General features: G+C 68.8%; 11 protein-coding genes. 5 read left to right on the top strand and 6 right to left on the bottom strand.

The genetic code is table 11. The features are described 5' to 3' along the window. The first annotated feature begins 213 nt into the window (after positions 1–213). Both ACTJIL_RS03545 and ACTJIL_RS03540 read left to right on the top strand, forming a co-directional pair. Positions 214–759: a peroxiredoxin gene (locus ACTJIL_RS03545; protein WP_440754215.1), complete on the top strand. Its 546-nt coding sequence runs from the start codon at positions 214–216 to the stop codon at positions 757–759. Between the two features lie 502 nt (positions 760–1,261). Beyond that, complete coding sequence (locus ACTJIL_RS03540) at positions 1,262–1,600, top strand: hypothetical protein (protein WP_440754214.1); 339 nt, start codon at positions 1,262–1,264, stop codon at positions 1,598–1,600. Between the two features lie 224 nt (positions 1,601–1,824). Here the strand turns inward: ACTJIL_RS03540 and ACTJIL_RS03535 are convergent, their stop codons facing one another. The 3 genes from ACTJIL_RS03535 to ACTJIL_RS03525 all read right to left on the bottom strand — a co-directional run bounded on the left by ACTJIL_RS03535 (position 1,825) and on the right by ACTJIL_RS03525 (position 5,308). Continuing rightward, entirely contained in the window at positions 1,825–2,772 is a 948-nt protein-coding gene (locus ACTJIL_RS03535) for a M14 family metallopeptidase (RefSeq protein ID WP_440754213.1), read from the bottom strand. A 124-nt stretch (positions 2,773–2,896) separates the two neighbouring features. Next, positions 2,897–3,802, bottom strand: coding sequence for a bifunctional helix-turn-helix transcriptional regulator/GNAT family N-acetyltransferase (locus tag ACTJIL_RS03530; protein WP_440754212.1), 906 nt, complete (start codon positions 3,800–3,802; stop codon positions 2,897–2,899). A gap of 192 nt (positions 3,803–3,994) precedes the next feature. After that, the gene (locus ACTJIL_RS03525; RefSeq protein WP_440754211.1) at positions 3,995–5,308 is read right to left on the bottom strand and encodes an alpha/beta hydrolase family protein; all 1,314 of its coding nucleotides are present in this window, start codon (positions 5,306–5,308) and stop codon (positions 3,995–3,997) included. Between the two features lie 291 nt (positions 5,309–5,599). Here ACTJIL_RS03525 and ACTJIL_RS03520 point away from each other — a divergent pair, with 291 nt between their 5' ends. Next, entirely contained in the window at positions 5,600–7,168 is a 1,569-nt protein-coding gene (locus ACTJIL_RS03520) for a M20/M25/M40 family metallo-hydrolase (RefSeq protein WP_440755830.1), read from the top strand. Between the two features lie 21 nt (positions 7,169–7,189). Here ACTJIL_RS03520 and ACTJIL_RS03515 read toward each other — a convergent pair whose 3' ends face one another. Genes ACTJIL_RS03515 through ACTJIL_RS03505 form a run of 3 tightly spaced genes read right to left on the bottom strand, consistent with a single transcriptional unit; the run spans position 7,190 to position 10,039 of the window. Beyond that, positions 7,190–8,698 carry a hypothetical protein gene (locus ACTJIL_RS03515; RefSeq protein WP_440754210.1) on the bottom strand — a complete coding sequence of 503 codons (1,509 nt, stop codon included), beginning with the start codon at positions 8,696–8,698 and terminating at the stop codon, positions 7,190–7,192. Then, positions 8,695–9,639: an ABC transporter ATP-binding protein gene (locus ACTJIL_RS03510; protein ID WP_440754209.1), complete on the bottom strand. Its 945-nt coding sequence runs from the start codon at positions 9,637–9,639 to the stop codon at positions 8,695–8,697. Before ACTJIL_RS03510 ends, ACTJIL_RS03515 begins: the two co-directional genes overlap by 4 nt. Before the next feature lie 13 nt (positions 9,640–9,652). Then, the gene (locus ACTJIL_RS03505) at positions 9,653–10,039 is read right to left on the bottom strand and encodes a GntR family transcriptional regulator (protein WP_440754208.1); all 387 of its coding nucleotides are present in this window, start codon (positions 10,037–10,039) and stop codon (positions 9,653–9,655) included. Between the two features lie 137 nt (positions 10,040–10,176). On the opposite strand from ACTJIL_RS03505, the gene ACTJIL_RS03500 reads away from it, so the two are divergent. Continuing rightward, entirely contained in the window at positions 10,177–11,316 is a 1,140-nt protein-coding gene (locus tag ACTJIL_RS03500) for a DmpA family aminopeptidase (RefSeq protein WP_440754207.1), read from the top strand. A gap of 323 nt (positions 11,317–11,639) precedes the next feature. After that, entirely contained in the window at positions 11,640–12,944 is a 1,305-nt protein-coding gene (locus ACTJIL_RS03495) for a vanadium-dependent haloperoxidase (RefSeq protein ID WP_440754206.1), read from the top strand. The last annotated feature ends 350 nt before the right edge of the window (positions 12,945–13,294 follow it).

Genomic DNA, 13,294 nt, shown 5'->3' with positions numbered 1-13,294 from the left:
AGCTCCCCTCCGATGCAGCCCCGCACCGCGCATCCACGGCACCCCGCGCGAGCCGATCGCGTTGGCGCTGGCGAACCCGGGTTCCGTGCGTCCTGCCCTCGTCGCCAGCCACGGCAAGCCGGCGCAGCGCGGCCCGCAGGCTTTGCAAACCCTTGCGATCACCGCGTAACGACGGCGGGTGTATAAATCCGCGATGCCCCAGGAGCTGCTGCCATGAAACACCTGCTGAAACTCGCGGTCGCCGCCATCGTCGGCACCGTCGCGCTGGCCTCGCCCTCGTTCGCCGCGCTCAAGCCCGGCACGCAGGCCCCCGACTTCTCCGCGCCGGCCTATCTCGCCGGCGAACCGTTCACGTTCAAGCTCGCCGACGCGCTGGCGAAGGGCCCGGTGGTGGTCTATTTCTTCCCCGCCGCCCACACCCCCGGCTGCAACCTCGAGGCGGCGCTGTTCTCGCAGGCGATCGACAAGTTCAAGGCCCACCACGCCACCGTGATCGGGGTGACCGCCGGCAACGTCGACCAGTTGGCCGACTTCTCGAAGGAAACCGAGCACTGTGGCGGCAAGTTCCCCGTCGCCGCCGACCCGGGCGCAAAAATCGCCGCGCAGTACGACGCGGTGCTGGAACAGAAGCCGGGCTGGTCGAACCGCACTTCGTACGTGATCGCGCCCTCCGGCAAGGTCGTGCACGCCTACTCAGAGCTCAACCCCAACCGGCACGTCGCCGAGTCGCTCCAGGCCCTGGACGCACTCGAAAAGTAGCGCGGCCGGGACTCGGCCCAGGCGCGATCGCCCACCCGCGCGGACCGGGCACCCATGCGGGCCCATCCCTCGCCGGGCCCGGATGCCGCCGACCGGCTTGATCGAAATACGCGCGTCATTGGCGGCGCCATCCGCGCAGCCCGTGCCAGTGGCCGCCATCGGCCATCCATGGCCAATTCATGTGCCTCGACGGAGCGTCGATGCCTCGCTGACCGGGCCCTAGGCCGCAGGCCTGACCTCAAATCCGCTCCATCGACGCCGAAATTCCCGCACGTTCGCCGTTGTTCGGCGTAAATAACATCCTGTTCATTGGTGTTTGCGTACGATACGCGCACTCCTCGTCCACCCGCACGCCTCTGCCCCAGCGCAGGGCGTCATCGCGCGCGTCCCGCGCAAACCGACAAGGAGCCATGGCCGCGACAACCTGCCCGACCGGGCCGTTGTCGCACACCGCCCGCAAGCGCACGCGCTCGCCATGGCGAACCACCACAAAGGAGACAACATGCCCAGCAAGCCCGCCAAGGCTGCAAGCACGCCAAACAGCACCTCGCACCTGTTCGCCCGCCAGAGCAAGGCGAAGGATCAAAGCCGCAGCATGACCAGCGAGACCATCGCCGACGACCTGCTGGCTTTCCGCAAGCAGGGCGGGCGTGTCGAGGTCCTGGGAATCACGCCGCTGCGCCTGCACGTGAACGTCAGCACGTCCCGCTCCAAGACCAGCGCGTCCAAGACCAGCACGTCCAAGACCACGCCTGCGAAGGCCGCCGCTTCCAAGACCAGCTCCCAGCGCAAGGCCGGAGCTGCCGCAACAACGAACGCCAAGGTAGCCGCGGCGCGCTGATCGCGCAGGCGGATTTGCCGGGATGGCTGGCTGACCCGGCCCGCGCAGGACCTGCGTGACGGGTCACCGCCTCCCCCACGATGTGGAACGGGGCGGCTGCCGGGCGCGGCTCAAAGCCCGACAGAAACCGTCAGTGCGGCGTGCGCAAAATCCACGCCTCGCGCCTTCGGGCCGTCCCCAGGGCCACACCCCGCGCGACGGGGGCGCTCATTCCCGCTCTCCGCTCAACCCCGCTCACCCGACGCATCCGCCGGGTGCGCCAATGCGAAATCGATCGCCGCGCAGACGGCCGCCACCTGCGCGGCGTTGCACTGTTCGGGCGTTGCGCGGGGACTGTCGGGATAGACCTCGGTGGTCGTCGTATAACGAGCCCCGGTGATGCCGGCGCACAGCCCGAGTGGCGCGAGCGCGTATTCGATCACGCCGGGCGCCACCACCGGCGAACCGATGATCTCGCCGCCGGCGTCGGCCGGGGCGATGTGCGTCACCTTCGCCACCGCATCGATGATCGCCCGCTGGAAGGCGGGCTGCGGGTTGTCGCTGTCGTCGACCAGATAGAACCCGTCCGGGATTTCCCCCGGCTCGAACGCCTTGCCGTCGCGCGCAGCCAGCGCCGGGCGGAACTCCGACTCGTCGCTGTCGGTGGTCTCGTGCAGGTCGATGTGCATCAGGAAACGACCCTGCAGCGGCGCGACCAGGCGCATCAGGGTCGCTGACTCGCCCGCGCGGCTGCCGTCGTGGAACGACCGGTTCGGATCGAGCGCGTCGGGATTCCAGCGCTGGATGCGTTCGTACGCCCACGGGCTCACGCAGGGCGCGACCAGCAGGTTGGCGCGGCCCGCGTAGCCCGCCGCATGCATATCGACGAACTGCAACGCGCCGCGCACGCCGCTGGTTTCGTAGCCATGCACGCCGCCGGTCACCAGCATGCAGGGCAGCGCATCGTTCCAGTCGCGGCTGCGGATCGCGAACAGCGGATAGCGGCCATCGGGCGCGTAGTCGAGCTCGCCGTATTGCTCCACGTCAAAGCGCCCACGCAGTCCTTCGATGGTGCCGACCACGTCCTCCGCATAGCTGCGCCTGCGGGCCTGGCGCGAACGCCATTGCGCCTTTTCCGCATCGCCCCAGGGCTGGCCCGGCGTGCCGATCGCTTCGTGGACGGGTGTGGTCATCGCTTCGTTCTCCGCGGTTGCGCAGGGCAGGAAAGCGCATTATCGCTTCACGGCCGCACCGCGTCGCGCGGACACATCGCGCCGGATGCCTTCGGCAGCCGCGCATCGAGCACCGGCCGCCGTGCTATCCATTACGGATTACCCCTTCCCCGAGTCGCTTCTCGAACCAGTGGTCGGCATAGGGATTGTCGTTGTACGCCGCGATCTCGCGGTAGCCGTTGCGCAGGTACAGCGCGCGCGCCTCGACGAGCGTGCGGTTGGTATCAAGCCGCAACGCCTGCAGGCCCCATGCGGCGGCGTGGGCCTCGAGCGCATCGAGCAGGCGCTGGGCCACGCCCAGGCCACGCACGGACGACGCCACCCACATCCGCTTGATCTCGCCGATGCCATCGCCACCGGCCTTCAGCGCGCCGCAGCCCACCGGCTCGCCGTCCAGTTGCGCGAGCAGGAACAATCCGGCCGGCGGCACCAGTTCCGCCGGCTCGGCCGACGGACTGCGCGACGGATCGAAGCCGTCGTCGAAACGGTGTCGCAGCTCGTCCAGGTAGGCATCGATGCACGCGCGCGCATCGCGGCCCGCGGGATCGGCCGGCGCGATCTCCACCGCGCCTGCGCGCAGCAACCGCTCGACTTCGCCCATGGCGGCAAGCAGCCGTTCGCGTTGCGCTGCGCCCAGCGGCGCAATCAGCCTGGAGGCCGCATCCTGCGATTGCTCGTCGAGCGCCTGCCATTCACGCAGGCCCTTGCGCGTAAGCGTGGCCCGACGCACGCGGGCGTCGTCCGGCGACGGCTTGCACATGACCAGCCCCTTGGCTTCCAGCGATCGCAGCAGCCGGCTCAGGTAGCCCGAGTCCAGGCCGAGCCGCGCGCGCAACGCACGCACCTCGGCGCCGCCAACGCCAATCTCGAACAGCAACCGCGACTCGCCCCAGGGCCGGCCTCGTCCGAGGTAATCGTCGCCCAGCACCCCCAGCCGCCCGGTCACGGCACGGTTGAAGCGGCGGACGTGTTCGATCTGCTCTGGATCCATTACCTGACTTTAATCAGACATTTTTCCGATCGCAAGCGGAACCGACTCGCACGCCAGATCCGGCGACCGCAGCGCCGCATGTTCGACGCCAACAGGAGCCGTGCGCCGGAACCGCCCCAGGCCACTGGATCCCCGCCTGCGCGGGGACGATGATCAGAGAGCCAGGATTGTCCGGGCCTTCCTGGACACGCCCTACTCCACGAACTGCGCCGTGCCGTACTTCGGCTTCAGGCGGCCGTCGAGGATGAAGTCGCGCATCATCCGGAAATATCCGTCCGGGTTGCGCGTGGACACCCGCTTGCCGTCCTTGCCGGTCTCGAACTCGTAGATGCCGTGGTCCGCATCGGGATACACGGCGGCCGTGATCGGGCGACCGTCCGCCTTCAGGCGCGACAGGCGGCGCACGGTTTCCGCGGACGGCGCGTCGGTGTCCTGCCCGCCGAGGATCCACAGCTGGGGAATGTCGAGGTTGCGCAGCACCGGCATCGGGTCGTACTGCGCGGGCACGCCGGCCAGCAGCACAGGGCCCTGCTCGCGTACCACGTCCTCGGGGTTTTCCAGCAGGTAGAACGTGATGTTGCCGTGGACATGCTTGAACCATGGTTCGCCGGAATACTTCTTCTTCAGCGCTTCGAGTTGCCCGTAGCCCTCGCGGAAACCGCTGAGCACGATCGCGGCCGTGGCATCGGCGATCTCCATCGCCTTCGCCATCTCCGCATCGCCGTATCCCTGTCGCTGCATGTCGAACGCGATCGCTTCGCGGTCTTCCTCCAGCGGCGACACCGCCAGCCCGAAACCGACGATCACAAAGTCCACCAGTTCGATCCGCGCGGCCAGCGGTGCGACCCATCCGCCCTGGCTGCCGCCCTGGTAGCCGATGCGGCCGGCGCGTGGCCCGGCGAGCCGCTTCGCTTCCCGCATCGCGGCGATCACGTCCGTGGCCAGCACCAGGTAATCCTGCGAGTAGCGCCCTTCCGACTTGCCGGTACCGCGCTTGTCGTAGGCGAACACGCCGATCCCCTCGCTCGCGAACTGCCGCTGCAGGGTGTAGGTGTCCAGCGCCGAAGAATGTTCGGCACCGTGGACCAGCACCACAACCGGCACGCGTCCGTTGCCCGGCGGCAGTGTCAGGCGCCCGGCGAGGGTGACGCCCGCGCCTTCGAAACGGGTGTCGGTGACATCGAACCCGATCTTCCTGCCGGCAACGCCGGCGAACGCGAGGGTGCCCTCGGCGCAGTCGGCGAAAGACACTTCGACGCCATCCGCGCGATCGGTCCATCCCAGCGTGCCGTGCCAGCGCCCGTCCTGCGAACGCGTGAGCGCGCCGGTGGTGCCGTCCTTTCGCCGCCAGCGCAGCTTGCCGTCGTCGGCGTTTCCGATATCGACATCGCTGCCGTCGTCGAGGCGATAGCTGCCGACATGGCAGTCCGCGGCGGCGTCGCTGCCGGGCGCATTGCCCTGCCCGGACGCGCAGAGCGGCACCAGGGCGGCGATCAATAGCAACATCGCGCGCATGCGCCCGCAAACGTGTCGACGATTCATGGGTTCGATGGCCTGCCACTGGGAGTCGCGTCGATACTCAGGCCACTGTGCACAGCCCGCAATTGCCACAAGTCGTGGTGACCGTGGTGACCGGCAATGGCGACCGCATCCCGCAGCGGCGCACGAACAGGCAGACGGGAACGCCCCATGGCATGACCAAAGTCCAGTGGGCACCACGGCACGGCCCGTTACACTCGGCCGTTTCGCATCGAACGACTGCCCAAGGGGAACAAGGTGATCAAGCGCTGCCTGTTGATGGTGTGCATGGGGATCAGCGGCGTGGCCGCGGCCCAGGAACCGGTGGACCTGGACATGGTCAATCGCATCCGCCAGGAGGCATTCCATCGCTCGCAGGTCTTGGAGACTTTCAGCCACCTGACCGAGACCATCGGCCCGCGCCTGACCAACTCTCCGCAGATGGCCCGGGCCAATGCGTGGACCCGCGACAAGTTCAGCGAATGGGGCCTGGCCAACGTCCATGACGAAGCCTTCGACGACTTCGGCCGCGGCTGGGAGTTCAGCAACGCCAGCGTGGAGATGCTCAGCCCGCGCACGCTGCCGCTGCACGCGCTGCCCAAGGCGTGGACGCCCGGCACCAACGGCCCGGTCGAGGGCGAGGCGATGCTGGTCACCATCAAGACCCTGGCCGACCTCGACAAGTACAAGGGCAAGCTGGCGGGCAAGATCGTGCTGTTGAACGAGGCGCGCGAGTACAAGCGCGGTGCCGAACCCGACTCGAACCGCCACGACGATGCAGGCCTGGCCGAGCTGCAGGCGTTCGCCGTGCCCAAGGACAAGACGAAGGAACGCGCCAAGCGGATCAAGGAGTTCAGCGAACGCCAGGCGCTGGCCAAGGCCACCAATGAATTCTTCGTCGCCGAAGGCGTGTTGGCCGCCCTCAGCATCAGCGGCTGGGACAACGGCATCATCCGCGTCGGCGGCGGCGGTTCGCGCAAGGCCGGCGAGTCGGTCGGCGTGCCGGAGCTGGCGATGGCCGCCGAGCACTACAACCCGCTGGTGCGCGCGCTAGAGCGCACGCAGCCGGTGAAACTGCGGGTGAACGTGCAGGCGCGCTTCACCGACGAAACCAACCAGCCCGGCCACAACACCCTGGCCGAGATCCCGGGCCGTGGCGGCAAGGCCGGCGAGATCGTGATGCTGGGCGCGCACATGGATTCCTGGCACACCGGCACGGGCGCCGCCGACAACGCCGCGGGCGTGGCGGTGATGATGGAAGCCATGCGCATCCTCAAGGCGGTGGGCGCCAGGCCCAATCGCACGATCCGCGTGGCGCTGTGGAGCGGCGAGGAACAGGGCCTGATCGGATCACAGGCCTATGTGGCGCAGCACTTCGCCGCCTACCCCGAACCCACCGATCCCGCCCAGAAGGCACTGCCTGCATCGCTGCGCGAATCGACCGGCGCGCTGCAGAAAAAGCGCGACTACGACCGCTTCTCGGCCTACTTCAACATGGACAATGGCTCGGGCCGTTTCCGCGGCATCTATGCCCAGGAAAACCTGGCGGTGATGCCGATCTTCAAGGCCTGGCTGGAACCGTTCCACGATGTTGGCGCCACCACCGTGGCCACCCGCAACACCGGCAGCACCGACCACGTCTCGTTCGACCGCGTCGGCCTGCCCGGCTTCCAGTTCATCCAGGACCGGCTGGACTATTTCAGCAACGTCCACCACAGCGACCTGGACACCTGGGACCACGTCGAGCCCGAAGACCTGAAGCAGGCGGCGGCCATCGTCGCGTCGTTCGTCTACCACGCGGCCATGCGCGAGGAACGGCTGCCGCGCAAGCCGCTGCTGGAGAACTGACACCCGGCGCGGCCGCGATCCTCACTGCAGGAACGGATGCGGCCGCGCACGAAAGCGTCGCCACGACAGCGCCAGGCCGATGCCGCAGGCGGCGTAGACCAGCGACCATCCGCTGACCAGCCACACGCCGGTGCCGCTCCAGTCCGGTCGCGTCGCCACCGCGGTGGTGGACATCAGCATCACCAGCGTGGCGAGGATCAGCCCGAACATCCATAGCGGCAGCATGGCCTGCCCGGCCAACGGACGCAGAGAGGTGAACGCGGCCAGCAGGCCAAGCCCGATGATCGCAACCAGCAGCCAGGCCAGGCCGGCGGCATCGACGCCGGCAACCGAGGCCAGGGCCATCAACACCACCGTCGCGGATCCGCCGGCCTGGAGCAGCGGCCTGGCCACTGCCATCAGCAACGAGCGCCGTGCCTGCGCGGCATCGCCCCAGCCCGGCAACAGCGCGAGTTCGACCATCTCGCCGGCCACGCGCCGGCGCAGCACGTCGAGGCGCCAGCCATACATGCCGACCAGCACCATCCCGCCGCCGGCCAGGCCACCGCTCATGCCGCCGTTGACCAGGCTGCGCATCTGCTTGCTGTCCGGATCACCGGTGAACGCGGCCACGAACATCAACACGGCGATGGCGGCGAAACCGAGCTGGAGCAGGATCTGGTTGCGGCTGAGCGGCGCGAACGGCGTGCCGAGCACCACCCGCATCGCTTCCACCGGCCGCGCGCGTCCGGCACGGCCGGTCTGGCCGGCCGGCCACAGCCAGTCCGGCATGGCCGCCTGCCACTGGTTGGCATCCATCAGGCCCATTCCGCCCCAGAGCTGCGCGCCATGCGTCCTCAGGACGATGGGCTGGCGCCATGACGAACCCGGCGAAGCCTCGGCCGTACGTGCGATCGCGCGCCAGCGCCATGCTGCCAGCAATGCAAGCACCACAGCGAGCCAGGGCAACTGCCGTGGATCGAATGCGGCGGCGAGATCCAGTTGCAGGGCGTCCGGCCCCAGCAGCCGCTGCCCGATCAGCAACAGCGCGGCGCAGACCAGCGGCGCGAAGCACAGCGCCAGGTAGCACCAGCTCGGCAACATCGCCAGCACCAAGCCGGCCATGGCGGCAAGCATCAGCGCGGACAGCGCAAGCGACGGCCCGGCGCCGGCCAGCAACACCAGCAATGCGGCGGGCACGGCCACGGTTGCGAACAGCAGCAAGGCCAGCGCCGTCGGGATCGTCGCCGCCACCCCGGGCAGGCACGACGCACGCGCTTCGACCTGCATCAACAACAACCGCGGGAACCAGAAGCCCCACGGCACGGCGACCGCGAGGGCCGTGGACACCACGGCCGCGATCACGCCGCGTTCCGGCCGTGGTGCCAGCGTTGCCAGCAGGATCGCAACGGCCAGCAGCAGCACGACGGCCGCGCCGCACAGGCCGCGCGTCATCCGCGGCGCACTGGCCAGCAGCAGCGCCCATGCGCGCTGCAGGGAGGTCTCTCGCGCAATGGCGGCTGGCGCCAGTTCCGGCATCACGGTGTTCATCCGGCCACCTCCACGAACAGGTCTTCCAGCGACAACACCTCGCGTTGCACGCCCGGCGCGTTCGCCAGCGTCGGCCAGGCCGCGCCCTCTTCGCGCACGATCACGATGCTGTGGCCACCGTAAAGATGCGGCCGGCGCGCGACCTCGCCCGGCACCGGGCCAACCAGCTGGTCGGCGGCGGAAGCCGGCACGTGCAGACGCAGGTGGCGCTCCTTCAGGCTGTCGAGTTCGCTGTGCAGCAGCAGCCGGCCTTCATGCATGAAGGCCACGTGCGAAGCGACCCGCTCCAGGTCGGACACGATGTGGGTGGAGAACAGCACCGTGGTGCCGGACTCGCCGGCGCGCAGTGCAATTTCGCGCAGCAGTTCGCGACGGGCAACCGGGTCGAGCGAGGCGGCCGGTTCGTCCAGCACCAGCAGCTCCGGCCGCGGTGCCAGCGCGCGGATGATCGCGACCCGCTGGCGCTCGCCCGGCGACAGCCTGGCCAGCATCCGGTCGCGCGGCAGCTGCCAGCGGTCCAGCGTGTCGTCGACGAACGAGGCATCCCAGTTCGGGTAAAAGCGGCCGACGAAGTCGAGCATGTCGCCGACCTTGAGCCAGGCCAGGGCTTCGGGCTGCTGCGGCACGTAGGCCAGCCGCGCCTTGGCCGCATCGCCCATCTGCAGCGCCGCCCGCCCCCAGACGGTGGCACTGCCGCCGTCGGGCTCGACCAGGCCCAGCAATGCGCGGATCAGGCTGGTCTTGCCGGCGCCGTTGCGGCCGATCAGGCCGAGCACGGTGCCGGGCTCGAGCTGCAGCGAGACGCGGTCCAGTGCAGCGCGGCCCTCGTAGCGCAATTCCAGCCGGCTGGCCGCCAGCGGCAGGGTGTCGATGCCCGTGTGCGGGCGAGCCTGGTCCATCGTCATCTGCTGCGTCGCCATCCGTTCGATCAGTGCGTTCATCGCGTCCTCCGGTTCATTGCTGCCGCATGCGTTGGCTGAGCCGGGCGATGACCTCGTCCGGCGAGAGTTCAAGTTCGCGCGCCTGCCGCGCCACCGCGTCCAGGCTCGGTTCAATCAGGGTCCAGCGCTGGGCCGGGGTATCGCTGCCCGCCGCCTGCGTGGCCACCGCCATGCCCTTGCCGCGTTGCCGCTGCAGCACGCCCTCGGCCTCCAGCTGGCTGTAGGCCTTGGAAACGGTCATGGGATTGATCGCATGGGCGGCCGCCACCTCGCGCACCGACGGCAAGGTGTCGCCGACCGCGAGTTGCCCACCGGCGACCAGGCGGCGGATCTGTTCGGCGATCTGCCGGTAGATCGGCTGCGGCGCCGCGGGCTGGATATGCAGCAGGGTTGCGTCCATGTGTATTACTACAACAATACAGTTGACGCCTGTCAAGTGCCGTCCGAAACGGAGCGGGAACCGGGACTGCTCGCATGCCCGAGGTGTGTCCTGTCCGCTATCGTGGGCTGATGCCCGCCGCCTCATGGATCCCCAGCATGTCCATCCGCCTGCTCGTCATCGCCTTCCTCTTGTCCTGCTGCGCTCCCGCCCTCGCCCAGCAGAAGAACCTGCGGGACCACGGGATTTCCATCGGCGTGCTGCAGCCCGGCCAGTGGAATGCGATCACCGACGTGCCGGGCGTCAAGGTGGGCCAGAAGACGCTCATCAGCGGCGACAGCGTCCGCACCGGCGTCACCGTCGTCCTGCCGCACGCCGGGAACCTGTTCCAGGACAAGGTCCCGGCCGCGGTCTACGTGGGCAACGGGTTCGGCAAGCTGATCGGGACGACCCAGGTCGAAGAACTGGGCAACATCGAAACCCCGATCGTCCTGACCAACACCCTCGGCGTCCCGGTCGCGGCCGACGCGCTGATCGACTACACCTTCTCGTTCCCCGAAAACGACGAAGTGCGTTCGGTCAACCCGGTGGTCGGGGAGACCAACGACGGTTACCTCAACGACATCCGCGGCCGCCATGTCACCAGGCCCGACGTATTGGATGCGATCAGGTCGGCCACCGGCGGCAGGGTCGAACAGGGCAACGTCGGCGCCGGCACCGGCACCATGGCGTTCGGCTTCAAGGGTGGCATCGGCACCGCGTCGCGGAAGCTGCCCGGCACGCTCGGCGGCCATACCGTGGGGGTGCTGGCCCAGACCAACTTCGGCGGCGTGCTGAGCGTGGACGGCGTGCCGATCGGCAAGGCGTTGCACAAGCATTACCTGAGCGACGAACTCAACGATTCGCCCGATGGCTCCTGCATGATCGTGGTCGCCACCGACGCGCCGCTGGACGCGCGCAACCTCAAGCGCCTGGCGAAGCGCGCCATGCTGGGACTGGCGCGCACCGGCGGCATCGCGTCCAACGGCAGCGGCGATTACGTGATCGCCTTCTCCGCCAACCAGTCGGTGCGCATCCCGTACGAATCGGACAGCCCCCTGCGCCAGTCCACCGTCCTGCGCAACGACGCGATGTCGCCACTGTTCATGGCCGCCATCGAAGCGACCGAAGAAGCCATCCTCAATTCGCTGTTCCAGGCCAGCACCATGACCGGCCGCGACGGCCACGAAGCCGCCGCGCTCCCGCTCGACGAAGTGCTCGGGATCATGGAGCAGCACGGCTACCGGGTGTCGCGCTAGCTGCCGCGGCACACAACGACCGCTCGCTTCCCTGCAGGAGCGGCTTCAGTCACGGGCTTTTCGTCGATGCGACGCGAAACCCGGAAGCTCGCGACTGAAGCCGCTCCTACAAGAGCCAAGAGCCAAGAGCCGAGCGCCGAGCGCCGGGCACTGCAACGGTCGCCACTCCCGTCCAGCCGGTCCCCGAGCGACCGACCGCCCGTCGGCAAACCCGATTGCTGCGCCCGGCACCTGTCCGGCCGGTCCGCAACAGAGCGTTGGATCAACGCCTGACAAGGCCGCGAGCCCCCGCTCGTGCATCCCCCTGCTCCCTGGACATTCCCATGAACGCATCCCCGCAAGCGATGGGTCGCCACCCTGTCCTCCACGATCTTCCCCGCCGCTGGCCACTGGCCTGCGCCCTGCTGCTGTCGCTGCCCGCACCAGCCTTCGCCGACTCGGTCACCGATTGGAGTGCCTTTGCCGACCAGGTGATCGGCGGCGCCGGCGCGCCCCCGCAGCAGTTCCGCGTACTGGCCATGACCCAGATCGCCGTGCACGACGCGCTGAACAGCATCGACCGGCGCTACCGCACCTACAGCGTCGTCGGCGCGGTGAACCCGAATGCCTCGCCGGACGCCGCAGTCGCGCGCGCAGCGGCCGACGTGCTGCGCACCACGATGCCCGGCCAGGCTGCCGCGATCGACGCCCACTACGCCGCCGCCATCGCCGCCTTGCCAGGATGCCCGGTCGCCGCTCCGGGCTGCATCGACCAGGGCATCGCGGCCGGCGCGGCGTCGGCCGCGGCCATCCTGCAGCAGCGCCAGGGCGATGGCTCGGCAACCCCGCACCTGCCGTACACCCTCGCGCCCGGACCCGGCATCTACCAGCCCACGCCGCCGACACCGCCGCCGCCGGCGCCGTACCCGCAGTTCGCCGGCTGGGCCAACCTCATGCCGTTCGCGATCGTCAACCGGCGCCAGTTCGTCGCTCCGCCCGCGCCGGAACTCAGGCTCAGGAGCCGCGCGTACGCCGACGAATACAACGAGGTGAAGACGGTCGGATCGTTCGCCGTGCGCAACGCCGCGCCCGACTCCGAGGAAAGCCAGGTGGCCCGCTACTTCCCCGCCGGTGGCGCCAACCTCAACGCGATTGCACGCGCGGTCGTCTCCGGCAAGTCGCTCGATCGCTGGCAGCACGCACGCCTGTTCGCGCTGGTCAACATGGCAGTCAACGACGCGTTGATCACCACCTTCTACGCCAAGTACCACTACACCTTCTGGCGCCCGTACACCGCGATCCACTGGACCAACGACGGCAATCCGCGGACCCAGCCCGACCCCACCTGGACCAGCTACATCACCACGCCGCCGTACCCGGACTATCCCTGCGGCCTGCCCACGACGATGGGCGCCGGCGCGCAGGTGATGCGGTCGTACTTTGGCACCAACCACTTGCCGTACACGCTGACGGCCGGCGGCATCACCCGCAGCTACACGCAACTGTCCGATGCCGAATCAGACTCGGTCGACGCTCGCGTCTATGGCGGCATCCACTTCCGCTTCGGCTGCGAAGCCGGCGTCGTGCAGAGCCGCAAGGTGGGAAAGTGGGTATACCTGACCCAACTGCGACCGCAGCCGCACTGGTAGCCGAAGGAACGGCGTGCCCCTCGCGAATCAACCACCCGCCGGCCACGGATGCCGGCGGGCACCTCGGGCGGCGCATCCATCGCATGGCGCACGACGCACCGCGCTTGCACCCGACAAGCGCAGTCTGGTCACAGTTACGCATCAAAAATCGCCGAAGTACCGCACGACCTCGCGATCCCCCTACGCGAGCGGCTTCAGCCGCGAGCGTTTGCGCTTCGCGCCGTATCGACGAAAAGCTCGCGCTGAAACCCTCCTGCGAAAGCAGGAACACGCAGGGCGAAACCTCCGCCTCACACCAGGTGAAGCATCCACGCCGGCGGCATGCTAAAGATGTCGCATTCATCCAACCG

This window comes from Luteimonas sp. 22616 (assembly GCF_052044325.1).
Taxonomy (GTDB): Bacteria; Pseudomonadota; Gammaproteobacteria; order Xanthomonadales; family Xanthomonadaceae; genus Luteimonas.
The sequence above is the reverse complement of the archived record's forward strand: the minus strand, read 5'-3'. Positions and strand labels throughout refer to the sequence as shown.